The 23198-nt window shown below is 68.1% G+C and carries 26 protein-coding genes and 1 pseudogene; 16 read left to right on the top strand and 11 right to left on the bottom strand.

Going from position 1 to position 23198, the window contains the following annotated elements:
- The first annotated feature begins 51 nt into the window (after positions 1-51).
- The 5 genes from OO71_RS39310 to OO71_RS39290 all read left to right on the top strand — a co-directional run bounded on the left by OO71_RS39310 (position 52) and on the right by OO71_RS39290 (position 5097).
- Positions 52-570: a YflT domain-containing protein gene (locus OO71_RS39310; RefSeq protein ID WP_033295114.1), complete on the top strand. Its 519-nt coding sequence runs from the start codon at positions 52-54 to the stop codon at positions 568-570.
- A 257-nt stretch (positions 571-827) separates the two neighbouring features.
- A complete protein-coding gene (locus OO71_RS39305; protein WP_033295113.1) occupies positions 828-2129 on the top strand; it encodes an ABC transporter substrate-binding protein in 1302 nt (433 codons plus the stop codon).
- Entirely contained in the window at positions 2126-3076 is a 951-nt protein-coding gene (locus tag OO71_RS39300) for a carbohydrate ABC transporter permease (protein ID WP_033295112.1), read from the top strand. The genes OO71_RS39305 and OO71_RS39300 overlap by 4 nt, the downstream gene beginning before the upstream one ends.
- A complete protein-coding gene (locus OO71_RS39295; RefSeq protein WP_033295111.1) occupies positions 3076-3918 on the top strand; it encodes a carbohydrate ABC transporter permease in 843 nt (280 codons plus the stop codon). The genes OO71_RS39300 and OO71_RS39295 overlap by 1 nt, the downstream gene beginning before the upstream one ends.
- Before the next feature lie 3 nt (positions 3919-3921).
- Positions 3922-5097, top strand: coding sequence for an ABC transporter ATP-binding protein (locus OO71_RS39290; RefSeq protein WP_033295110.1), 1176 nt, complete (start codon positions 3922-3924; stop codon positions 5095-5097).
- 73 nt (positions 5098-5170) lie between these two features.
- On the opposite strand, the gene OO71_RS39285 is transcribed toward OO71_RS39290, so the two are convergent.
- Positions 5171-6067, bottom strand: a complete 897-nt coding sequence (locus OO71_RS39285) for a hypothetical protein (protein ID WP_033295157.1) — start codon at positions 6065-6067, stop codon at positions 5171-5173.
- Positions 6068-6875: 808 nt separating this feature from the next.
- Between OO71_RS39285 and OO71_RS39280 the strand changes: the two genes are divergently transcribed.
- Positions 6876-7070: a PspC domain-containing protein gene (locus OO71_RS39280; RefSeq protein ID WP_033295109.1), complete on the top strand. Its 195-nt coding sequence runs from the start codon at positions 6876-6878 to the stop codon at positions 7068-7070.
- Between the two features lie 628 nt (positions 7071-7698).
- On the opposite strand, the gene OO71_RS39275 is transcribed toward OO71_RS39280, so the two are convergent.
- The 4 genes from OO71_RS39275 to corA all read right to left on the bottom strand — a co-directional run bounded on the left by OO71_RS39275 (position 7699) and on the right by corA (position 10857).
- Positions 7699-8049 carry a ClpX C4-type zinc finger protein gene (locus OO71_RS39275; RefSeq protein ID WP_245633922.1) on the bottom strand — a complete coding sequence of 117 codons (351 nt, stop codon included), beginning with the start codon at positions 8047-8049 and terminating at the stop codon, positions 7699-7701.
- Positions 8050-8096: 47 nt separating this feature from the next.
- Positions 8097-8939: a chromosome partitioning protein ParB gene (locus tag OO71_RS39270; RefSeq protein ID WP_033295107.1), complete on the bottom strand. Its 843-nt coding sequence runs from the start codon at positions 8937-8939 to the stop codon at positions 8097-8099.
- Positions 8936-9589 (bottom strand): metallophosphoesterase family protein, encoded by a 654-nt coding sequence (locus tag OO71_RS39265; protein ID WP_033295106.1) that lies wholly within the window; start codon positions 9587-9589, stop codon positions 8936-8938. The genes OO71_RS39270 and OO71_RS39265 overlap by 4 nt, the downstream gene beginning before the upstream one ends.
- A 179-nt stretch (positions 9590-9768) precedes the next feature.
- Entirely contained in the window at positions 9769-10857 is a 1089-nt protein-coding gene (gene corA, locus OO71_RS39260) for a magnesium/cobalt transporter CorA (protein ID WP_033295105.1), read from the bottom strand.
- A gap of 324 nt (positions 10858-11181) precedes the next feature.
- Here corA and OO71_RS39255 point away from each other — a divergent pair, with 324 nt between their 5' ends.
- The 3 genes from OO71_RS39255 to OO71_RS47985 are packed head-to-tail and all read left to right on the top strand — an operon-like array spanning position 11182 to position 13391.
- Complete coding sequence (locus tag OO71_RS39255; protein ID WP_033295104.1) at positions 11182-11685, top strand: MaoC family dehydratase; 504 nt, start codon at positions 11182-11184, stop codon at positions 11683-11685.
- 11 nt (positions 11686-11696) lie between these two features.
- On the top strand, positions 11697-12809 hold the full coding sequence (locus OO71_RS39250; RefSeq protein WP_033295103.1) for a DUF2332 domain-containing protein: 1113 nt from the start codon (positions 11697-11699) through the stop codon (positions 12807-12809).
- Between the two features lie 12 nt (positions 12810-12821).
- Positions 12822-13391, top strand: a complete 570-nt coding sequence (locus OO71_RS47985; RefSeq protein ID WP_156096782.1) for a hypothetical protein — start codon at positions 12822-12824, stop codon at positions 13389-13391.
- A 124-nt stretch (positions 13392-13515) separates the two neighbouring features.
- Here OO71_RS47985 and OO71_RS39240 read toward each other — a convergent pair whose 3' ends face one another.
- On the bottom strand, positions 13516-13917 hold the full coding sequence (locus OO71_RS39240) for an NUDIX hydrolase (RefSeq protein ID WP_033295101.1): 402 nt from the start codon (positions 13915-13917) through the stop codon (positions 13516-13518).
- A gap of 169 nt (positions 13918-14086) precedes the next feature.
- Here OO71_RS39240 and OO71_RS50670 point away from each other — a divergent pair, with 169 nt between their 5' ends.
- The 6 genes from OO71_RS50670 (at position 14087) to OO71_RS52695 (ending at position 18408) form a co-directional block, all read left to right on the top strand.
- Entirely contained in the window at positions 14087-14248 is a 162-nt protein-coding gene (locus OO71_RS50670; protein ID WP_162186169.1) for a hypothetical protein, read from the top strand.
- 22 nt (positions 14249-14270) lie between these two features.
- Positions 14271-14831: a PH domain-containing protein gene (locus OO71_RS39235; RefSeq protein WP_033295100.1), complete on the top strand. Its 561-nt coding sequence runs from the start codon at positions 14271-14273 to the stop codon at positions 14829-14831.
- 59 nt (positions 14832-14890) lie between these two features.
- Positions 14891-15754, top strand: coding sequence for a PHP domain-containing protein (locus OO71_RS39230; RefSeq protein ID WP_425388737.1), 864 nt, complete (start codon positions 14891-14893; stop codon positions 15752-15754).
- Positions 15751-16380, top strand: a complete 630-nt coding sequence (locus OO71_RS39225; RefSeq protein WP_033295098.1) for a MarC family protein — start codon at positions 15751-15753, stop codon at positions 16378-16380. The genes OO71_RS39230 and OO71_RS39225 overlap by 4 nt, the downstream gene beginning before the upstream one ends.
- Positions 16381-16429: 49 nt before the next feature.
- Positions 16430-17290, top strand: a complete 861-nt coding sequence (locus tag OO71_RS39220; protein WP_033295156.1) for a RecB family exonuclease — start codon at positions 16430-16432, stop codon at positions 17288-17290.
- Positions 17291-18231: 941 nt separating this feature from the next.
- On the top strand, positions 18232-18408 hold the full coding sequence (locus tag OO71_RS52695) for a hypothetical protein (RefSeq protein ID WP_245633921.1): 177 nt from the start codon (positions 18232-18234) through the stop codon (positions 18406-18408).
- 34 nt (positions 18409-18442) lie between these two features.
- On the opposite strand, the gene OO71_RS53505 is transcribed toward OO71_RS52695, so the two are convergent.
- Positions 18443-18610: a hypothetical protein gene (locus OO71_RS53505; protein ID WP_425388740.1), complete on the bottom strand. Its 168-nt coding sequence runs from the start codon at positions 18608-18610 to the stop codon at positions 18443-18445.
- Positions 18611-18621: 11 nt separating this feature from the next.
- Positions 18622-19854 (bottom strand): annotated as a pseudogene (locus tag OO71_RS46785) (IS1634 family transposase); the annotation flags it as partial.
- A 240-nt stretch (positions 19855-20094) separates the two neighbouring features.
- On the opposite strand from OO71_RS46785, the gene OO71_RS39205 reads away from it, so the two are divergent.
- Positions 20095-20451 (top strand): VOC family protein, encoded by a 357-nt coding sequence (locus tag OO71_RS39205; RefSeq protein ID WP_020641977.1) that lies wholly within the window; start codon positions 20095-20097, stop codon positions 20449-20451.
- Between the two features lie 3 nt (positions 20452-20454).
- Here the strand turns inward: OO71_RS39205 and OO71_RS52690 are convergent, their stop codons facing one another.
- From OO71_RS52690 to OO71_RS39195, 3 genes are read right to left on the bottom strand one after another with little or no spacing between them, the layout of a single operon-like run.
- Positions 20455-20745 carry an alpha/beta fold hydrolase gene (locus tag OO71_RS52690; protein WP_051792828.1) on the bottom strand — a complete coding sequence of 97 codons (291 nt, stop codon included), beginning with the start codon at positions 20743-20745 and terminating at the stop codon, positions 20455-20457.
- Between the two features lie 16 nt (positions 20746-20761).
- Positions 20762-21289 (bottom strand): alpha/beta fold hydrolase, encoded by a 528-nt coding sequence (locus OO71_RS52685; RefSeq protein WP_245633920.1) that lies wholly within the window; start codon positions 21287-21289, stop codon positions 20762-20764.
- 59 nt (positions 21290-21348) lie between these two features.
- Entirely contained in the window at positions 21349-22824 is a 1476-nt protein-coding gene (locus OO71_RS39195) for an Rv3212 family protein (RefSeq protein ID WP_211260810.1), read from the bottom strand.
- Positions 22825-23198: the final 374 nt, after the last annotated feature.

The raw sequence follows: 23198 nt of genomic DNA, 5'->3' as shown, positions 1-23198 counted from the left end.
GGTTCTTGACAAGATGGACGTCTCGGACCGGACGAGTGCGCAGGTGATGATGTGAGCAGTCCTCTTGGTGGTCAGGGCCCGGCCGGGCTGCCGCGGCTCCCGACGCCGCCCACCGGCTGGCCGATCGGGTCGTACTCCACCTACCGCGAGGCCCAGCAGGCGGTCGACTACCTGGCGGAAAACGAGTTCGCGGTCGCCGACGTCACCATCGTCGGAGTCGACCTGATGCTGGTGGAACGCGTGATCGGCCGCCTGTCGTGGGGCCGGGTCCTCGCGGCGGGCGCGATGTCCGGCGCGTGGTTCGGCCTGTTCGCGGGCCTGCTGCTGGGCTTGTTCGTCAACCAGGGCGGGTTCACGCTGCAGCTGCTCACCGGCCTGGTGCTCGGCGTCCTGTCCGGCCTGCTGTTTTCCGCGATCGGCTACCGGACCTCGCGCGGGCGCCGCGACTTCTCCTCGGCAAGCCAGCTGGTGGCGGGCCGGTACGACGTGCTCTGCCAGCCGCGCACGGCCGAACAGGCCCGGGAACTGCTCGCGAAGCTGGCCCTCCGGCCACCGCCCGCGACCGCGTAACCCTCTTCCGTACCCTCGTTCACCCGGATGGCACAAGTCGTCTTCGGGGTTTCCTCAGTCTTTCCGGTGGTCGTTACCGCGCAGGGCTGAATCGTTACCGACCCTCCTTGCGAGGGGTGATCGCCGGGCATAGGTTGGCCGACACCGGTCGGTCGGCCGCGGCCTCCAGCGTGGCCGTCCGGCGTTTGGCGCGGGGTCCGCTTCGACGCGGCGTGCTGCCTGGGGGTGCCGATGGCACATGGGGCTAGGAGGCTTGGATGGGGAAACGGCCAGGCAAGAAACGCGCGGCGGCTTTGCTCGCCGCCGGCGTGGTCACCGGCGGCCTGGTCGCCGGATGCGGGACGAGTTCGGGGACCACGATCAACGTGTACTACTCCCCGGAAGACCATTTCCAGACCGTGGTCGACAACTGCAACAAGGCCGCGAACGGGCGGTACCGGATCGTCTACAACAAACTCCAGCGCGGGTCCGACGACCAGCGGATCCAGATGGCGCGCCGGCTCGCGGCAGGGGATACGTCGATGGACGTGCTCGGCCTCGACGTCACCTGGGTTTCCGAATTCGCCGAAGCGGGCTGGATCGACGAATGGACGGGGCCGGACAAGGCCGCCGCGTCCGCCGGGGTGCTGAAGGGTCCGCTGGAAACGGCTACGTACCAGGGAAAACTCTTCGCGGCGCCGAAGAACACGAACGTGCAGCTGCTCTGGTACGACGATCGCATCACCCCGAACCCGCCGAAGACGTGGGACGAGATGATGCAGATGTCGCAGCAGCTCAAGAAGGACCGCAAACCGTATTCCATCGTGTTCACCGGGGCGCAGTACGAGGGCCTGGTGGTCATTTACAACACGCTGGTGGAATCGCTCGGCGGGCACATCCTGTCCGACGACGGCAAATCCGTGGTGATGGACGCCGGCGCGGTGCAGGCGCTGGAACTGCTGAAGACGGTCACGTCGTCGGGGATCACCGATCCGTCGCTGACGAACCAGAAGGAGGACGACGTCCGGCAGACGTTCCAGCGCGGGGACGCCGCGTTCGAGCTGAACTGGCCGTTCGTCTATGCCTCCTATGCCGAGGAAAAGCCGCAGGATCTGTCGCATTTCAAGTGGACGGTGTATCCGGAGGCGAAGGCAGGTACGCCGTCGCGCAGTACGATCGGCGGGTTCGACCTGGCGGTGAGCGCCTATTCACAGCACAAGCCAGAGGCGTACGAGGCGGCATTGTGCTTGCGCAGTGCGGAAAACCAGAAGTACTCCGCGATCAACGACGGGGTGCCGCCCACGATCGAATCGGTGTATCACGACAATACGCCGCTGGATCCGGCGAAACCGCCGTCGGCGGACAACCCGAGCATGGCCGTGAAATATCCGATGCGGGACACCATTCTCGACGCGCTCAAGACTGCCGCGGTGCGTCCGCTCACGCCCGCGTATCAGAATGCGTCCACGGTGATGTCGAAGATCCTTTCCCCGCCGTCGGCCATCGATCCGCAGTCCACCGCGCAGAAACTGCGGAAACAGCTCGATGACGCGCTCCAGTCGAAGGGAGTGATCCCGTGACCGTCCAGGATCCTGCTGCCGCGCCGGTCCACGAGGCCGCGCACCGCAAGGGAAAACCCGCTCTGTCGGAAGGAAAGAAGGCCGAACGGCGGCTGGGGCTGTGGCTGTGCGCGCCGGCGTTTCTCGTGATGGTGGCCGTGACCGGGTACCCGATCGTCTACTCGATCTGGCTGTCGCTGCAGCGTTATGACCTCCGTTTCCCGGCGCAGCACGAGTTCATCGGATTCGCCAACTACGCCGCGGTGCTCACCAATTCCTACTGGTGGACGGCATTCGGTACCACGATGTTCCTCACCGTGGTTTCGGTGGCGATCGAATTCGTGCTCGGCATGGGGCTCGCGCTGATCATGCACCGCACCCTGGTCGGCCGGGGTCTCGTGCGGACCGTTGCGCTGATTCCCTACGGCATCGTGACGGTGGTGGCGGCGTTCTCGTGGTATTTCGCGTGGACGCCGAAAACCGGGTACCTGGCCAATTTGCTGGGTTCCGGGGTCGCGCCGCTCACCGACCAATGGCCGTCGCTGTTCATCATCATTCTCGCCGAGGTGTGGAAGACCACGCCGTTCATGGCGTTGCTGCTGATGGCCGGGCTGGCGTTGGTGCCGGACGACCTGCTGAAAGCCGCGGCCATGGACGGTGCGAGCGCGTGGCAGCGGTTCACCAAGGTGATGCTGCCGGTGATGAAACCGGCGATCCTCGTCGCGCTGCTTTTCCGTACGCTCGACGCATTCCGCATTTTCGACAACATCTACGTGCTGACCAATGGCGCGCAGGACACCGGATCAGTCTCCATGCAGACGTACGACAACCTGGTCAAGGGCCTCAACCTCGGCATCGGTTCCACGATGGCGGTGCTGATCTTCATCACGGTGGCGATCATCGCGTTCCTCTTCATCAAGGTGTTCGGGACCGCGGCACCCGGTACGGACGATGGGGGGAAACGCTGATGGCGATCGGAGGTGCGGTCACCACCGGCCGCAAAGTCAACTGGGGCCTGCTCGACATCCTGGTGGTGGTATTCGCCATCGTCCCGGTGCTGTGGGTGCTTTCGCTGTCGTTCAAGACGAAAGCGACGCTCACCGACGGCAATTTCATCCCGGTCGAATGGACGCTCAAGAACTACGCGGACATTTTCCAGACCACGGAGTTCATCCGCGCGCTGGTGAACTCGATCGGCATCGCGGTGATCTCCACGGTGATCGCGGTGGCGCTGGGTACGATGGCGGCGTACGCGATCGCCCGGCTGGATTTCCCCGGAAAGCAGCTGCTGGTGGGGCTTTCGCTGCTGATCGCGATGTTCCCGCAGGTCTCGCTCGTCACGCCGCTCTTCAACATCGAACGCGGGCTGGGCCTGTTCGACACCTGGCCGGGGCTGATCCTGCCGTACATCACGTTCGCGCTGCCGTTGTCGATCTACACGCTGTCGGCCTTCTTCCGGGAAATCCCGTGGGAGCTGGAAAAAGCGGCGAAAATGGACGGCGCGACCCCGGCGCAGGCATTCCGGAAGGTGATTGCGCCGCTGGCCGCACCGGGTGTGTTCACCACGGCGATCCTGGTGTTCATCTTCTGCTGGAACGACTTCCTGTTCGCCATCTCGCTGACGTCCACCGAGGCGTCGCGCACGGTGCCTGCCGCGTTGTCGTTCTTCACCGGGTCCTCGCAGTTCGAAGACCCGACCGGCCAGGTGAGCGCGGCCGCGGTCGTGATCACGGTGCCGATCATCCTGTTCGTGTTGTTCTTCCAGCGTCGCATCGTGGCGGGGCTGACGTCCGGTGCGGTGAAGGGCTGACCCATGGCTGAAATCGTTCTCGACAAGGTTTCCAAGCGCTACCCCGACGGCGCGCTCGCAGTGTCCGAAGTGGACATCACGATTGCCGACGGCGAGTTCATCATCCTGGTGGGACCGTCCGGCTGCGGGAAGTCGACCACGCTGAACATGGTGGCCGGACTGGAGGACATCTCGTCCGGCGAGCTGCGCATCGACGGCAAGCGGGTGAACGAAAAGGCGCCGAAGGACCGTGACATCGCCATGGTGTTCCAATCCTACGCGCTGTACCCGCACATGAGCGTACGGGAGAACATGGCGTTCCCGCTGCGGCTGGCCAAAGTGGACGATGCGACCGTACAGTCCAAAGTGGAGGAAGCGGCGCAGATCCTCGACCTCACCCAGCATCTGGACCGCAAGCCCGCCAACCTGTCCGGCGGGCAGCGGCAGCGGGTCGCCATGGGACGGGCAATCGTGCGTAACCCCAAGGCGTTCCTGATGGACGAGCCACTGTCCAATCTGGACGCCAAGTTGCGCGGTCAGATGCGTACGTCGGTGTCGAAGATACAGAAGCAGCTGGGCACGACCACGCTGTACGTCACGCACGACCAAACCGAGGCCATGACACTGGGCGACCGCGTGGTGGTGCTGCGGGCGGGGTACGTGCAGCAGATCGGTTCGCCACAGTTCCTCTACGACAACCCGGCGAACCTGTTCGTTGCCGGGTTCATCGGCTCGCCGTCGATGAACTTCGTACCCGCGACAATGGAGGACGGGCAGCTGCGCAGCCCGCTGGGCAGCACCCCGCTCACCGACCGGGTCCGCCGGATGGCCGAGGCGGCGGACGCCCCACGCGAGGTGATCATGGGCATCCGGCCGGAACATTTCGAGGACGCGGCTTTGGCCGAATCCGGCCGGATCGGGGCCACTTTCACCGCACACATCGACGTACTGGAGTCGATGGGGTCGGAGAAGTTCGCGCATTTCACGGTGGACGGCGAGGTAGCGACGTCGGCCGAACTGGCGGAATTGGCCGCGGACAGCGGTTCGGCCGACGTACCGGGCGCCGAATCGCTGATCGTGGCCCGATTGTCGGCAGAATCCTCAGCCGCGGAAAACCACGACCTGCAACTCTGGTTCGACGCCGACAAGGTAAAGCTGTTCGACCCGTCCGACGGCAGAAACCTCACCTACGCCGATTAGCCCCGTTCCGTGAAGGGAACCATGACGGAATCAGATTCCCTCATGGTTCCCTTCACGGACTCTGGCTCGCCCCTCACGGAATCTTGGCGAAAACCGTAGCCGCAACGGCGCGGGCGGGAGTGCAGGCCGCGTCCCCACCCGCGCCACTGGTGTCGACGACGCTCACGGTCGCCTGCTCCGCACGTCCCGGGGTGGCAGGCGAGGGCTGCACCGTGCGAACGCGGCAAAACGCCCCATCAGCCACCACGCGCGACGTGCGGCTGCCGAGCGTTTCCGACGGCCCGGTCGACGCCTGTTTCACCACGGTGAACTCAAGACTGACGTCCCCGCGAATGCACGAGTGCCCGGCCAGCGCGGCGATCGCGTCAGTCGCCGCGGCGGCGAGGCCGGGCGTGTTCAGCAGCGCGCAGGAGTCGACGCGCCCCCACGACCGGTCAGGCAACTGCATATGCCGGACGCGGTTGCCACTGACCGCAGCAAGCACCCCGCCGACGACGTCGTCCGCCGCCCCGCATCGGTCGTCCACACTCCCGCGACCGTCGTCGTCCGCGATGGAAACCGCCAGTCGAATCCCATCGGCGAACGTGATGGCCCGCCCACACGTCCGCTCAGGCACGAACCCGGTTTGCTGCACGGAAACCCCGTCAGGCAGCGGCCGCGCGTAGTCATAAGCCTGGACATTGGGATCACGATCAGCCGCGAGTGGCCCAATCGTCACACTCCGCGACCGCCCGCCTTGGAGAACGTCGACCTGACAGGAGGTGAACGAGGAATCAGGCGCATCCGCGGTGGCGTTCTTCAGCCGCGAGGTGTCGAGAAGACTGCAGTAGTCAAGCGTCGAAAACTCCCCGAGCGCCGCCACCGCAGTCAACGGCGCAGGCGAAGCCACCGGCGGCGGATCACCAGCCACAGAACACGCGGCGAGCACCACCACACCACCAACGGCGAGGACTCCGAGTGGGTTACGCACGGGGTGCAGTATCACCGTGAGTGCGGAAAAAGCCACCCCGGACCGGGAAATCCCACACTTCGCTGCGTCATCACCGCTGGTGGGGTGAGAGATTCGGGCAACCGGCGGGGGTGCCGGTGGGCAATGCCGATGCGGGGCAGGCCGGGTGCCGGTGGCTCGGGAGGGCCGTGTGTTCGGCGGGTTGGGTTGCGCGGCAGGGCCGGGGTGTCGGTGGCTTGGCAGGGCCGGGTGTTCGGCGGGCGGCGGGGCTGTGGGCTGGGTCGGCGGGTGGGTTGCGCGGCAGTGCCGGGGTGTCGGTGGCTTGGGAGGGCAGGGTGTTCGGCGGGCGGCGGGGCTGTGGGCTGGGTCGGCGGGTGGGTTGCGCAGCAGGGCCGGGGTGCCGGTGGCTCGGGAGGGCCGGGTGCTCGGCGGGCGCCGGGGGATTGTGGACTGGGTCGGCGGGCTGGGTTGGGTGGTCGGAGTCGGCGGGTCTGGCGGATTGCGCGGCGGGGCCGGTGGTCATCGACGAGGACCGGGGCCATTCGGCTCCGAATAACGCTCGGGCAATCGGCTGGGTGGGCCGAGCTGGCCCTGCCGAGGGCAGTTGACCGGCGGTGAGCTGTGGACGGCGAGCCCGGCTCGCGTCGTGCCGCCCCGGATCGCGCCCTCGACCCGGTGGGTTCCGAATCCGGCCGCCGGGGATGGACCCTGAGCTGCCCCACCGGGCACCCTCATCCCCTTAAGGGTGCGGATCGTTCCGGAGGGCGATGCGGTTCCGGTGGGGAAGTGGTGACATGGAAGTACGAAACCCACTCAGGAGGGGAACATCATGACCGCACCTGTCACCCACCGGCTGAGCCGGCCGCGTGAGGGGCGCATGCTCGGTGGCGTCTGCGCCGGGCTCGCCCGCCGCTTCGGGACTACCCCGGGCAAGGTTCGGGTGCTTGCCCTGTTGTCGTGCTTGCTGCCGGGGCCGCAGTTCGTCGCGTACCTGATTCTCTGGGCCATCATGCCCAGCGACTGACCCCGAACCGGTCACGGGGGCGGCACGGAATCAGCCGTGCCGCCGTCGCCGCGTTTGTCGACATGTTCCGCGGCCAGCCCGGGGCGGGGGCTGGTTGGCGCATAGTCCGTCCAGCCCGGGGGGAGGGTGGGGCAGGGCCGGGTTCGTGCGCAGCCCCGCCCGGCCCGGGGAGGTAGGGGCTCGGGTTGGCGCGCAGCTTTGTCCAGCCCGGGGAAGGCAGCGGTCCAGGTTGGCGCGCCGCTCGTTCAGCCCGGGGAGGCGGGCACGGGTTGGTGTGCAGCCCGTTCGGCCCGGGGAAGGCGGGGCACGGGGTTGGCGTGCAGCCCGTCCAGCCCAGGGAGGACAGGGGCAGGGTTGGCGTGCAGCCCGTCCAACCAGAAGGAGGACAGGGGCACGTCCAACCCGAGGAGGGCGGTTCGCCTGCCTGGCCCGGGTCGCGCAGGGCCTGTCCAACAGCAGGCCGAGGCACCGCCGCCATACGGTGCGGGTCCACCTCGCCGGTGCACCCCATCACCGGGCCCCAACCGCAAACCCGTCAGAACCCGGCCCCGTTCAAGAATCTTCGTGACCGGGCATTCCCGGTGAGCAGCCGAACCGTGACCGTCGTGCGCAGGCCGGAGTCAGCATCTCAACTTCCCGCCCGTTCGGCCGAAAACTTCTCCCACGCCGACTGCCGCGTCACCCCCAGCGCCGCGCCGATGCGTGCCCACGCCACCCCCCTCGAGCGCAGCAGGTCCACCTGTGCCTGGATTCGCGCGTCCGCTTGGGCGCTCACCTGGGTCATTCGCGGGATGCTCTCCAGGATTTCCTCGTCGGACTTGCTTTCCCACAACGTCATCTCCGACGTCGACGGTTCGTGCTGTCCCGCCAGGATTTCGCTGCACAGCTCGACGCAGCCGGAGCAGATGTACACCCCGGCGCCGGAGATCAGTTTTTCCACCTCGGCCGCGGGTTTGAGGCAAAAAGAGCAGTACGTCACGGGCAAAGCTCCTCCGTCAGGATAGCCCTGACACTAGCCCGTCAGGCTCAACCTGACAAGTCCCGCAGAGCGGAGACAACTTCCTCGTCCCAGCGGTGCGTCCGGATGAGCCGGTATCGCTCACACGCGACCCACAGGTACGCCTCCGCCTCCGTGCGGTCGCCGACCAGGTCCGCCTGTCGCAGCATGGCGACCACCGGGGTGAACTCCTCGTCGAACCAGCGTTGTGCGATGGTCGCGCGGTCGGTGAACCGGCCCTCGTCCTGCATCAGGCGGAAGCCCCACGCCTCGACGTGCTCGCCGAGTTGCGCGTAGTTCCACGGGTCCGTCACCAGTACCGACGCCCGCGCGGCGCCGGCCAGCGGGACGCGCTCCAGGAACAACCGCCGGTAGTCCTTCACGATCAGGTCGCCGCGGTACCGGATGCCGCTCGGGTCGAGTTTGGTCCGGACCACCGTGACGAATGCCTCTATTGTGGACAGTCCCTGCGCGAGCGCGACGGAAACGCGATGGTGCCCGTCGACGATGAAATGCAGTTCACCAATGCGGTACACCTCGATCGGCGGGATTGCCTCGCCGCGGCGGGCGGCCAGCGCGAGTCGTTCCCAGCGCTGCCGCACACGCGCGGACGTCGGCCGGAACCGGCGGTCGAAATCGCGGCTTCGGTCCACAGTGCCCACGATCGAGTCCAAAGTGATCACTCGAAGGCCGACCCGCGACTCGCTCACGTATCCCAATGCCTGTACCACTTCGTGGAACGGCAGCATGATGTTGACGTCGTCGGGTTCGCGGCGCAGCCACGTCGACAACCGGGACAGGACCTGTCGGCGACGGGCGCGCAGGAAGTCGTTTTCGGCGTCAGCGCGGGGAAATCCAGTGGGTCGGCTCATTGCGGCAACTCCATTACCTGGTGTCCGACGACATTGCGGATCCGGGTGCGACCGGCCACGCGGTCGGGCACCGGTTCGCCGTGCGGATGGATGTGCCCGTGCAGCAACCACTGCGGCTGCAGCGTCGCCAAAGTGCGGTGCAGGCACGTGAAACCGTGGTGTGGCAGATCTTCCCGATCACCGCACCCGTGCGGTGGCGAATGCGTGAGCAGAACGTCGATCCCGCGCCCGTCCCGCCATTTCCGCCACGCCGCAAGACGTTCCAGCCGCCAGGCCCGGCGCGACTGCTGGCGTTGCGTCCACTGGTTCGGCCCGTCGCGGTACCGGACCGACCCGCCGAGCCCGGCGAACCGCAGCCCGGCGACGTCGACCACGCGGCCGTCGGCGTTGATTGCGCCTGCCGGGCCCGGCCATTCGGCGGGGAAACCGTCCTTCATGGACAGTCCGCCGGAACGGGTGTAACCGCTCAGGTCCGGATCGTGGTTTCCGGGAACGAAAACGCAGGGCACGTCGAGCGTGCCGGCGAGGAACTCGAGGTACGCGAACGGCAGGTCACCGGCGCCGACGACGAGGTCGACCTGCAGCGCGCGGACCGCGGAGGTCCACAGCCGCTCGTCGGCCTCGTCGGCCACCACCAGCGCCTTCGGCATCCACCCAGGTTACGGCGTCACTTCAGGCCGTGCGCGAATCCCGGGTTGAGCGCGATCATCGCGACGATGCCGAGAATCCACACGAGGCACAGGGTGAGTGCCCAGAACTTGAGGTTGGACAGCAAACGGGACATGGCGAAGTACTCCTACTGCTACCGGGGGAAGAAAAACGGGGACCGCTACAACCAGCCGTTCTTCCGGAATATTCGGTACAGCAACAGGCAGATCGCCAGAATGACGGTGACCACGATCGGGTACCCGAACTGCCAATGCAGCTCGGGCATGTAGTCGAAGTTCATGCCGTAGATGCCCGCGATCATCGTGGGCACCGTGATGATGGCGGCCCACGCGGTGATCTTGCGCATGTCGGTGTTCTGCTGCAGCGAGATCTTCGCAACCGTGGCGTCGACCAGCGTGCTCAGCAATTCGTCGAACGCCGCCACGCGTTCGGACACCGTGGCGAGGTGGTCCGCGACGTCCCGGAAGTACGAGCGGACGTCGTCCGGCACCAGCCGCGTGTACCCCTCGGCGAGGCGGGAGATCGGCGTGGCGAGCGGCACCACCGACCGGCGCAGCTCGAGCACTTCCCGCTTCATCAGGTAGATCTGCTCGGCGCTCACCGACGACCGCGGCGCGAAGACCTGCGCCTCGATCTCGTCGATGTCCGCCTCGATCCGGCTGGTGACCTCCAGGTAGTGGTCGACCACGTGGTCGGCAATCGCGTGCACGACCGCCGCCGGGCCCAGCGCGAGCCGCTCCGGGTCCTCGTCCATGTCACGGCGCAGCCGGGCGAGCCCGGAGTGGTTGCCGTGCCGCACGGTGATCGCGAAATCGCGGCCGAGGAACACCATCAGCTCGCCGGTTTCCACGATCTCGTTGGCCGTGGTGGGCGACTGGTGCTCGACGTACCGGACGGTCTTCAGCACCAGGAACAGCGTGTCGTCGTAGCGCTCCAGCTTGGGCCGCTGGTGCGCCTCCAGCGCGTCCTCGACGGCCAGCTCGTGCAGGCCGAACGTCTCCGCGATGCCCTGGATCTGCTCGGAGTCGGGCTCGTGCAGGCCGATCCAGACGAACCCGGTGTGCCGCTTGCGCACCTCCCGGATCGCCTCGGCGTGCGACCACCGTCCGGGCAGCCGCTTGCCCTCGACGTACACCGCACAGTCGACGACGTACGCCGACAGCGGCACCGGAATCGGCCGTTCGAGTGCGGCCTTGGCCCGGCTGTTGCCGCGGCCGCGAAGGCCGCCGAGCGAGGGAATGGCAGGCATGGGATCTCCTGGGCAGGCGTCGTGGAGCGCGAAGACGACGGCCAGGCGGACTGTGTCCGTCCGGCGGCACCGCAGTTCCCGGAACGCCTACCGGCAGGTCATCCGTTGACGGCCGGCGGGGCGGGAACACGGCTACTACTAGTGAGCGGACTATCACCACTGCTCATGGGCGGTTCCTCACCTCCTTACGGCCGGGGCACGCCGGAGCGTGCGGAGTGGCGGGGGTCGCGTTGACGCACGATCACCGATGGTCGAGGGTACTCCTCACCACGGATACGTGTCGCACCTGGCTCGGCAGGTGTTACCCGGACAGGAGGGACAAGCGTGCAGTTCGGCCGGTATTACGAGGAGTTCGAGGTCGGCGCGGTGTACAAGCACTGGCCCGGCAAGACCGTCACCGAGTACGACGACCACCTGTTCTGCCTGATCACGATGAACCACCACCCGCTGCACCTCGACGCGCACTACGCGGGGGAGACCACCGATTTCGGCAAGAACGTCGTGGTCGGCAACTACATCTACTCGCTGCTGCTCGGCATGTCGGTGCCCGACGTGTCCGGCAAGGCGATCGCGAACCTCGAGGTGGAGTCGCTGAAGCACGTGAAGCCGACGTTCCACGGCGACACGATCTACGGCGAGACCGAGGTACTGGACAAGACGCCGTCGAAGTCCAAGGACGACCGGGGCGTGGTGTACGTCGAGACTCGCGGGTACAAGCAGGACGGCACAATCGTGTGCATCTTCCGGCGCAAGGTCATGGTGCCGAAGAAGTCCTACGGCGACACTCGCGGCGGGGAGCAGCCCGGCCGCCCGACGCCGCACGAGTGACGGGAGCACGGGTGGCCCTGGAGAAGATCAAGCAGGCGCTGCGGACGTTCGCCGAGGTCGAAGCACGGGGCGTCTCGCCGCTGTACGAGCACCTCGCAGGCCACGCGGCCGACGACGACGACGTCGCCGCCCTGCTCACCGACGCCCGCGGCGGCGAAGCGCGCGCGAACCTCCTGCTCGCCGCCGCGCACCGGCTGGTGCAGGCCGATCCGATCCACCCGTTGTCGCGGTACTACCCGTCGCTGGGCGGTTTCGACGGCGTCGACAGCGAGACGTGGCCCCTGTTCCGCTCGTTCCTGCTGGAGCGCGCGGACCGGGCCCGCGAAATCATCGCGACCCGCTACACGCAGACGAACGAGGTCGGCCGCGCCGCGGTGCTGTACCCGGCGGTGGCCGCGGCGGCGAAGGAAGCGGGCGGCAAGATCGCGTTGCTCGAGGTCGGCTGCAGTGCCGGTCTGCTACTGGGTCTCGACCGCTTCGGGTACCGCTACCAGTGCGACGGCGGCGAGCAGCTCACGGCCGGTCCGGCGAAGGCCGCGGTCGGCTTGCACTGCGCACTGGACCTCGCGCCGGGAGCGCGGTTGCCGAAGCCACCGAAGAAGATCGCGGTCGCTGCCCGGGCGGGCTTGGATCGTGCCCCGGTGGACCTCTCGGACGAGGACGAGCTGGCCTGGCTGGAGGCCTGCGTGTGGGCGGACCAGGTCGACCGGATCCGGCTGCTCCGCACGGCTGCGGCGGAACAGCGGAAACACGCCCCGGAACTGGTGACCGGCGATGCGGTGGACGACCTGGCGACTGCTGCGTCGCGGTTGCCTGCGGAGCTGCCGCTGGTGGTGCTGACCAGCCATGCGCTGGCTTATGTGCACGACCGGCGGACGGATTTCGTGGCAGAACTGTCCCGGCTGGCCGGGACGCGGCCGGTGTGGTGGGTGAGCCAGGAGTTCTACGGCGCCGCACTGGAGGAGGTGTTGCCGGGGCGGGAGGATCTGGCTTCGGTGGCTGGGGGAGGCGAGCCGTCGCTGGCGGTGCTGGGCGTGACTACGTGGGTGGACGGGAAATCCCAGGCCCGTGCGCTGGCCCGCACGACCCCGCACGGGCAGCGGATGACCTGGCTGCCTGTGTGATTGTTCGCCTCGGTGCTGGCGGTGCTGGCGGTGCTGGCGGTGCTGGCGGTGCTGGCGGTGCTGGCGGTGCTGCCGGTGCTGGCGGTGTTGCTGGTGCTGCCGGTGTTGCTGGTGCTGCCGGTGTTGCTGGTGCTGCCGGTGTTGCTGGTGCTGGTGGTGGGTGTCCGCTGGCCCTGCCACTGCCCTGCGCTCGCCCGCCTTGCCACTCCCGCAGCTCATCCGCGCCGCTGCTCCGCGGTGCTCGCCCACCGGGGAGTGCCGCTCTCTGGTGCTCGCAGCCGTGCCGCTGGTCTGCGCTTACCCGCCGCTGCTGCTGCTCCGCGGGCACTCACCGACGAGCATCGCTCCCTGGTGCTCACCGCCCTGCCGCTAGTCTGCGCTTGCTCGCTGCTGCTGCGCGGGCACTCACCGGTAAGCGCCACTCCCCGGTGTCCCACCCACACCCCGCTCCCCAGCACCGGGCAAGGCGTCCACCGAGGGCTCTGCACCCTGAGTCACCTGTGTCACATTCACCCCATCAGTCACACCTTCCGGACCCCGCCCCGGACGCGGAACCGATGCGTATCCGGCAATACCGAATAGCCCTCCGTCGCATTTTCCGTGCTCACCGGCGATTCCGTCCCGATGGCAATACATTCGCGCCGCACGCCAATCCGATCCGATTTCCGGATGCAACTGCGCGCAATGCGGAAATGGTTCCCCGGGATCATCGGGAAGGCAGCGCATTCCAATCACGCAGGGTCACGAAGAGCTGGTCCGTCAGGTGGCCCGCCTGGTCCAATGCGACCAGTTCGGCCGAGCCGACCCAGCGGGCGTCGGAGGCGTCGTCGCCCGCTGTGAGCGTGCCGGAGGTCCAGGTGCAGGTGTAGTCGAAAATGTCGTATCTGCCGCGGCTGACCGTGCCGGTGAGTGTGTGCGGTCTCACGTCGAGCCCAGTCTCCTCGTGCAGCTCCCGGACGACGGCTTCGGTGTCCGTTTCGCCCTTTTCGACCCGTCCGCCGGGGAGGGACCAGAGGCCCTTGCCGGGGTCGTGTCCGCGCTGGATGAGCAGGAGTCTGCCCTGGTCGTCGAAGACGATGCCGCCGACGCAGCGCTCCCGTTGGGTCATGGTCCCGACGGTAGCCGAGCGGAACCTGTACACGGAGAGTAGCCGTACGGTACACTTCGAGCGCTCTGCTGACCCATGCGCGGGACTTTCCTGCCGCACGGGTGGCGGGTGCGGTACAACGTAAAAAGTCAGTTTCTCAGGTGCCAGGTAAGAGACGGGATTGATCGCTGTGAACGCGAAGAAGCTTGCGGGTCTCGTGGGTATCGCGTTGGTGCTGTTCTTCGTGATCGCCCAGCCGGGCCAAGCTGCCGGTCTCGTCGGCAACGTCGTCGACTTCCTCCGCAGCTCGGCCGAATCGGTGATCACTTTCGTCAGCAACGTCTTCAAGTGACGTAGGGGGATATCCTCGGACCATGTTCGCGCCACGCGACCCCGACGAGTACCTCCTCGACACCGAGCGGCGGGTCATCCGGATCCGCCGCCACTGGGCGGTGCTCCTGTGGGACACGTTCGAGGCGGCGGCCCTGCTCGCGGTCTGCGTGCTGGTGTCGTACCTGCTCCCGCCCTCGCTGTGGGTGGTGCAGAACGTCCTCTGGTACGTCGCGCTGATCGTCGTGCTGCGGTTCGCCTACGTGGTGGTCGAGTGGTGGGTCGAGCGGCTGGTGGTCACCGACAAACGGTTCGTCATGACCACCGGGGTGTTCACCACGAAGGTGCTCATGATGCCGATCAGCAAGGTCACCGACCTCACCTACCAGCGTTCGGCATGGGGCCGGATGCTCGGCTACGGCACGATGGTCGTCGAGTCGGCAGGCCAGATCCAGGCCCTCAACCGCATCGACTACCTGCCGCGGCCGGAGGAGTTCTACGACACGATCTCCGAGCTCGTCTTCGGCGACAAGCAGAAGCAGGCCGAGCGGTTCTCGATGATCAAGGCACAGCGAGCCGCACGGGGCAAGAAGCCGGTCGGCTGACCCGGGCGGCACTGGTCCCGGCGTCGGGGTGACGCAGTGCATCGTCGAGAATGGGTCCGATGCGCATCGATCTGCACGCCCATTCCACGGCTTCCGACGGAACCGACAGCCCTGCCGAGCTCGTCGGCGCCGCCGCGCGTGCCGGTCTCGACGTCGTCGCGATCACCGACCACGACACCACCGCCGGCTGGGAACGCGCCGCCGCCGCGCTGCCCGCCGGGCTCACGCTCGTGCCGGGCGCGGAGCTGTCCACGGTGTCGGTCGATGCGGACACCGGGTACCCGATCAGCGTGCACCTGCTGGCGTACCTGTTCGACCCGGCCGCGCCTGCGCTGGTCGCGGAACAGACGCGGCTGCGGATCGAACGACGTACGCGGTTGCGCAGGATGGCGCAGCGGATGGCGGCCGACGGCCTCCCCATCGACGCCGACGAGATCATGGGCCTGCTCCCGGCCGATTCACCCGCCGGACGGCCGCATCTCGCGCAGGCACTCGTGCGGGCCGGGCTGGTCCGTACGGTCGACGAGGCGTTCGCCGACTACCTCGGCAGCCGCCGCGGCTATTACGTCCCGCGCCGCGACACGCCGGTCGAGGAGGCGATCGACATGGTCACGGCCGCGGGTGGGGTCACCGTGATCGCGCACCCGTTCGCGTACAGCCGGGGCGCGACGATCAGCGAGGACACCCTGCGCGACCTGGCGCGGCGCGGGCTCACCGGCGTCGAGGTCGACCATCCGAACCACGATCCGGCCACCCGCGTGCGGACCCGTGAACTCGCCGGCGAGCTGGGTCTCGTCCGCACCGGATCGAGCGATTACCACGGCACCAACAAGACGATCGGCCTCGGCCAGGAGACGACCGAGCCGGACCAGCTGGAGGAACTGGTGGGGCGGGCGACCGGGTTCCAAGTGGTGAAGGGATGACCTTCTCCGACTTCTTCGACGCGAAGCTCTTCATCAGCGCCACGATCACCCTCGTCGTGATCATGGACCCGCCCGGCACGGTGCCGGTGTTCCTGAGCCTGGTCGGCCGCAAGCCGATGGCGACGCGGATCAAAGCGGCCCGGCAGGCGGTACTGGTGTCGCTGCTGGTGATTTCGCTGTTCGCGGTGGCCGGGCAGGCGATCCTGGCGTACCTGGGCATTGGGATTCCGGCATTGCAGGGCGCGGGCGGACTGCTTCTGCTGCTGATCGCGCTGCAGTTGCTGACCGGAAAAGGCGGCAACGAACCGGAAGCGGCCGAGGACGTCAACGTTGCCCTGGTGCCGCTCGGCACCCCGCTGCTCGCCGGGCCGGGCGCGATCGCGGCGACCATTGTGTTCGTCCGGCAGGCTGACGGGCATCTCGGCGCGTACATCGCGCTCGGGCTGGCGATCGTCACCGTGCACTTCGTGCTGTACACGTGCATGCGGTTCTCCGGCGTGGTGATCCGGCTGATCAAGGAAAGCGGGATCACGCTGCTGGCGAAGATCGCCGGTCTGCTGCTGGCCGCGATCGCCGTCGAACTGGTCGCGAACTCGGTGCAGGGGTTCATCGCCGGGGCGGGTTAGGGGCGGGCCGCGCCGGAAAGTGTCGGTGGTGGTGCGTAGCGTGGGCGGGGTGAAGGAACAGCTGGGGTTCGACTTCGGAGTCGAACAACCGCAGCGGCTCACCAAGGTGTCGCCGGCGCGGCTGAGCACGTTCGACGACTGCCCGCGTCGATACCGGTTGAGCTACCTCGACCGGCCGACGCCGCAGCGCACCGGACCGTGGGCGCACAGCACCCTCGGTGCGGTGGTGCACAACGCGTTGCGCGCGCTTTTCGACCTGCCGGTGGCGAAACGCACGCCGCAGCGGGCGATGGCGCTCGTGGCCGAGCACTGGAAGGACGCCGGGTTCTCCAGTGACGAGCAGGCCGCGCGGTACCGGGCACGGGCGAAGGGCTGGGTCGCGGAGTACGTGGAGGAGCACGACGTCAGCGACGATCCGGTCGGGCTCGAACGGTGGGTGTCGGCGCCGGTCACCACCACGGGCGAACGGCCGACGATGATCATCGAGGGCCGTGCCGACCGCATCGACCAGCGTGACGGTGAACTGGTGATCGTGGACTACAAGACGGGCCGCTGGGTACCGGACGAACACGAGGCCCGAGCGTCACAGGCACTGGCGATGTACGCGGTGGCGGCCACGCGTACGTTGCGCATGCCGTGCACGAAAGTCGAGCTGCACCACCTGCCGTCGGGCACGGTCGCTGCGGCGGAACACACGCCGGAAACCTTGCGGCGGCACCTGGAACGCGCCGAGGAGACTGCCGGGGATCTGCGGCTGGCAGCGGATACCCTGGACGCCGGCGGCGACGGCGACGTACTGTTCCCCGCGCGCCCCTCCCGCCGCTGCGCATGGTGCGATTTCCGCCCGAGCTGCGCGGAAGGTCAGGCGGCCGCGCCTGCCGCACAGCCGTCGGACCTGCTCGCGCCGTAGCCGTCAGATTGGACATGAACATCGTGGCGTCACCGGATACCGACGAAATGCCCGTTGGGGGTTCTGCTGCGTCCGCGGGGGATGACTCGGCGGGTGCGTCTTCGGTGAGTGGCACCACTCCGCGCCATGCCACAACGCGCCCGGCTGCGACGGTGCGGTCGGTTTCGACGGCACGGTTTGCGACGGATGGACCCGCAGAGGCCGGGGTCGGCGCGAGAGCCGGGTGGATGGGCGGTGGTGTGGGTCCGGCCGTGGGTGGGGTGGCGGCCAGTGCTTCGAATGCTGAGGCGGCCGCTGCTTCTGCTGGTGCACGCTCGGCCGCTTCTTCCGCCGAGCGTTCGACGGCTGTTGCTTCCGCTGCTCGCTCGACCTCTGCTGCCGCTGTTGGGCGCTCGGCCGCAGCTTCTGGTGCGCGCTCGGCCGCTTCTTCCGCGGAGCGTTCGACGGCTGTTGCTTCCGCTGCTCGCTCGACCTCTGCGGCCGCTGTTGGGCGCTCGGCCGCAGCTTCTGTTGCGCAGTCGACTGCCGCTGGCGGCGCAGATTCGGCCGGTGCTGCCGCTGGGCGTTCGGCCGCGGCTTCTGTTGCGCAGTCGACGGCCGCTGGCGCTGTGGACTCGGCTGCTGTTGGGCGCTCGACTGCTTCCGCTGTGCAGTCGGCTGCCGCGGGCGGCGCGGATTCGGCCGTTGCGTTCGCTGGGCGCTTAACTGGCGTTGCCGGTGCGCACAAGACTTCCGCTGACGGCGCACGCTCAGCCGCCCCTTCCGCCGCTTCCGCCGCTTCCGCCGCCACTCCGGCTGCGGCTGGGTCTGCTGGTGATGGGTCTGTTGCGCCAGCGCGGGAGAAGCCGCGTGGTCGGTGGTGGCGGGGGTTCACGGGGTCGGTCGCGGCGGGGGTTGCCGTGCTGGCGGTCGGGGTGCTTGTGGTGGGTGGCGTGTGTCTGGTGAACGGAGCGTCCGGGCCGGGGGTGGCGATGCTGGTCGGACATCCGGTGGCGGCGGTCGTCGCGCTGGGGTTGCAGCGGATTGCCGACCGGCGTTACGGGCGGGTGGCGGCGCTGGCCGGGGCCGGAGTCCTGGTTGTTGCGGCCCTTGCGCTCACGATGTTGTGGTGGGCTTGACCGCTCAGTGCAGCGCGACCTGACTTGGCTCAAATTAGTGCGCACCGCGGTCGTGGATGCGGGTGAGGGCATCGCGGAGGTCGTCGGGTAGCGGGTCGACGGCGGTGAGGGTGTGCTCGCCGGCCTGGATGTTGATGGTGCGGTAGCGGCGGTGGTGCGCACGAACTTCTTGATCGACCAGCCGGTGGTCTGCTCGATCCACCTGCTGACGGCCAGGGCGGCGAACACGACCGTCAGGTGCGCGTCGATCGACTCGCGCTTGTGGTGGTAGATCGGCCGCGCACGTAGGTCGTGTTTAGACATTCGGAACGACTTCTCGATGTGGAACAGTCGGTGGTAGGCGTCGATCACGAACTCGGCGGTGACGTCCGGGAGGTTGGTGACGTAGCCTTTGAGGCCGGCAAGGGCGCGTGCCTTGGCTTCCAGGGTCCGGTTGACACTCTTGGTGGCGCCGGTGAGCTGGATGAACCGGTTGCGTTTGACCGCGGTCTTGCCGGCGACGGGCCTGCTCGGCCTTGGCGACCTGTTCGTCGATGCCGTGCAGGGTGCGCCGAGCCCGGTCCGCCCGGTACTGGTAGTCGATGATCTGGTCGCGGCGCTGGTCCTTGGGGCCGGCAGGCCAGGGCTGGGTGAAGATGTGCCCGTCGGGGATCTGCTCATCCGGGTGCTCGTGGCGCCACGCCTGGACCACGTACGGCACGTCGGGTATCCGCGCGCCGAGGATGAACGACAACCCGCGGCCTCGATGGCCTGCTGGTTGGCCGCAGAGATCATGCCAGCGTCGGCCACGACCGTGACATCAGCCAGCTGGTGGGCATCCATGAACGCACGGATGGTCGGCAGCATCGTAGTGGTCTCGCCCCGGTTGCCCTCGAACGCGTTAACCATCAACGGAAACCCGCTTGCGTCGGTGAGCAGCCCGATCGTGATCTGCGGCTCCAGGCGGCGTTCTTTGGAGAACCCGGGCTCACGGAACCCGTCCCCGGCATCGGTCTCGAAGTACAAGGTGGACACATCGTAGAGAACCAGTGACGCCGGCCCCAGATCAGCGGTGCGGGCGCACGCCGCGGCCAACTTCTGCCGCCAGGACTCTTTCGCGAACGCGGGCAGACGCCGCTTGAGGGTCGCGTACGCCGGCGGGTCGAAACCCTGCCTCCTCGACCACCCGCAGACTGTCCAGCTTGCTGGTCGGCTCGACGATCCGTGCCAGCACCAGTAATCGGAACACCTCGTCACCACCAGCGGCCTCCTCGAACCCCAACAGCTGGTAGGCGTGGCCGAGCGCGTCCCACAGGTACCCCATCCGCGACGACGTGATCGCAAGCGGCCCACCACCAGCACCACTGCCGGCCTGCAACGCCACGAAGTCCGGGCCAAAGTCGAGCTCGGGCTGCCCCACAGCCAGACGCTGCCTCGCCACCGCCTTGAGCGCCTCCAACGCCGCATCGTCATGCGCCGAGCCGATGTGCTCGATGTCCCGCGACCCGCGACGCGAGGAGTGCACGATCTGCACCGGCCTGGCCCCCGACGCCGTCTTCACCGTGCGCACATACGCCACGAGAGACAGCCTAGAACCGGCCGCTTAGTGCACAGATTTTCGCCGTTCACACGACGAAACCGCAGCTCAACAGCCAGCACCCTACCCAAGATCAGCGATCTTGAGCCAAAGTCAGGTAAGGTGACGGAATGGTCATGCGGGTGGCGGTACCCGTGCTGCCGTGCCGAGATGTGCAGGCAGCGCGGTCGTACTTCACGGACGCGCTCGGATTCGACACCATATTCACCTGGGAGACCCCACCTAGCTACGCGGCCGTGATCCGCGACACCGCCGAGTTCCACCTGTACGCCGAAAGCAGCGTCGGCCCGGCCAGGGTGACGGTTGTCGTCGACGACGTCGATTCCTGCCACGACGAGCTGCGCGCCCGCGGCGCCGACATCGTCGAGCCACTGGCTGACCGGCCCTACGGGATGCGCGACTTCAACGTACGGACACCCGATGGGCACTTGTTGATCTTTAGCCAGCCGCTTACCGAGTACGGGTGACGATCAGCGGACCAGCCGGAAGAATGACCGGACCTCGTCGACGAACAACGCCGGCTGCTCGAACGCCGCGAAGTGGCCGCCCTTGCCGGGCTCGTTCCAGTACCGGATGTTCGGGAACCGGCGCTCCGCCCACCGCCGAGACGGGCGCTGCAGCTCCTTGGGGAAGACCGAACAGCCGGTAGGTACGGTCACCGGCGCGCCGGCCGACCCGGAGATCCATTCGTTGACCTGCCGGAGGCTTTCCCAGTACAGCCGGGCGGATGAGGCACCGGTGCCGGGCAGCCAGTAGAGCATCAGGTTGTCGAGCAGCTCATCCCGGGTAATAACCCGATGCAGGTCGCCACCGGAGTCGGTCCACGACCAGAACTTCTCGACGATCCAGGCGCAGAGGGCGGCCGGCGAGTCGACCAGCCCCGTAGCCGACCGTCTGCGGCCGGGTCGACTGCTGCGCCGAGTATCCGGAGCCCCATTCGTCCGCCTCCCGCAGTGTCGCGAGCGCCGCCCGCTCGGCACCGATGAGGTCGTCCAACGTGGCCGGATCGGGCGGTGCGAGCGGCGGCATGAGATGGATGCCGGCGACCCGATCGGGTTGCCGTTGACCGATGCTCGTGGCGATGCTGGTGCCGCAGTCGCTGCCCTGGGCGCCGAACCGCCGGTAGCCGAGCCGGGCCATCAGCTCGCACCACGCGTCGGATATCCGCTCGATCCCCCACCCCGGCGCGGCCGGCTTGTCGCTGAAGCCGTAACCGGGAAGCGATGGGCAGACCCCTAGAACCGGCCGCTTAGTGCGCAGATTTTCGCCGTTCACACGACGAAACCGCAGCTCAACAGCCAGCACCCTACCCAAGATCAGCGATCTTGAGCCAAGTCAGGTCAGTGCAGCGCGACCGCGACCGCTCAGCGCAGCGCGGCCAGTGTCGTACCGCGTTGTTCCAGCAGTACCGGGCCCAGCGCGGTCAGCCGGACCGGGCCGGTGTAGGCGCCGCGGTCTACGCCGACCGTGCGGAGCGTCGCGCCGTCTGCTTCGTTCAGTACTGCCAGGCCTCCGCGGATCGGGACCACCAGCTGGTTCGCGAACGTGATGCCGGGGCCGAGGGTGCCGTCGAGGGTCCAGCGCGGCGTGAGGTCGTCGCGGGACAGGGCGACGGTTTTCGAGCCCGTGAACCAATAAATGGCCGCCGCGGTGCGGGAAGTCTGCTCGGTGCGGCCGACGGGGTCGACGTCGGGCTGGGGGAGGTCCATCGGGTAGGCGGATTTCTGGGTGCCGTCCGGGCCGTAGATGACGTAAAGCTTCTGCTCCGGCAGCAATACCCCAGTGAGGTTCCCGGACATCGCGATCACGCGGGCGTGCGACCCGGCCAGCACGGCGCTGAACACGACCTGCGGTTCGTCCTCGTGCTCGGCGGTCGCTTTGTAGACCGTCAGCCGGTCGTGCGGGTCGTCGGGGCAACGCTCGATGACGCCGATCTTGTCGGCCCCGGCGGCGACCGTCCCGTAACTGCATCCGGGTCGCGGCTGTTTGTTGGCGTTCTGCAGGAAGGGAACCTGGCCGTACTCCATGCTTTTGACGAGGTCGTCGCGCCAGGTGTCGAGCAGGTGCTCGCCGGTGGTGGTGACGTGGCTGCCGTCGCTGACGAGCCGGGTGCCGAGCTCGGCGTCTCCGTTGCGCTGCGCGGTGATCCGCCCGGTGGCGGGGTCGAGTTGCGTGACCTCGCTACAGCCCATCGACTTGCGGTAGACCGCGTTCACCCGGCCCCACGCAGTGTCCACAGTGCACAGTTGAAGGTTCTCGCGCGTGTAGTGCCACCGAATCCGCCCGGTGAGCGGATCACGCCCGGCGACCTCGCTGCCGTCGGCGGTGGTGACGGTGTCGGCCTGCCCGATCGGCACCGGCGTCGCGGAACTGGGCGCCTGCCAGAGCAGGGACATGGCCCCGGGCACGGCGGACGGAGGCGCAGGCAAAGCAGGCGGCGGATCGGCGCGCGCGCGGCTGGTGTGCAGGTTGTCACTGGTGACCGCCACAACCACGGCAACGGCCACGACGACCACCCCGATCACCACCGCAACGACCCGATCCCGCCCCCGATTCCACGGCGAACGTCGAGCTTTTCCTACGGTGGAGCCGGGTGGCGGGGGGAAGGTGGCTTCGGAGCGGGGTGCTGTGCTGGTGACGCCGGAGATCTCGGCGGGAGTCTGCGCGACGTTCTCGGCGGGGGTCGCCGATCCGGCGGCGGGTGAGGTGGCGGGGCGCGGTTGGCCGGGAGTGGGAAAACCGGCTGGGGAGGGGAGGGCAGACTCGGCTTCGTCGGACTGCTCGGAGGGGCGGGGCGGCCCGAAGTTGCTGGGTTGCCCGGGTGTGCTCTCCTGCCCGATCGTGCTGGGCTGGTCCGAGGTGTCGGGCTGCCCGGAAACTGTGGGACGGTCGGATGGTGCAGGCGGGGGCGAGGGAAACCGGGAGGCCGCCTCGCCGACGTTCGGTCGGCCACGGTCGCCGGTCGGCGTGGTCGGTCCCCCGGGGCCTGTCGGGGCGAGTGTGGGGATCGGGCCGGTCGGCAGGTCGGGATCATCGGGCGGCGGGGTCGGTTCACCCGAGCCCGGCACCCCAGAGCCCGGATCCGAACCTGGGCGAAGGCTCGTGTCCGGTCCAGAGTCCGAAGCCGGGGCGGAACCAATGCCGGTCCCACCCCCGGCCGGACCGTGACTCGGGCCGGGGTCCGAGGGGCCAGCGGGCCCTTCCCACCCCGAAC

It is taken from the genome of Amycolatopsis jejuensis, from assembly GCF_000717335.1.
In the GTDB taxonomy this organism is placed as follows: Bacteria; Actinomycetota; Actinomycetes; order Mycobacteriales; family Pseudonocardiaceae; genus Amycolatopsis; species Amycolatopsis jejuensis.
The sequence above is the reverse complement of the archived record's forward strand: the minus strand, read 5'-3'. Positions and strand labels throughout refer to the sequence as shown.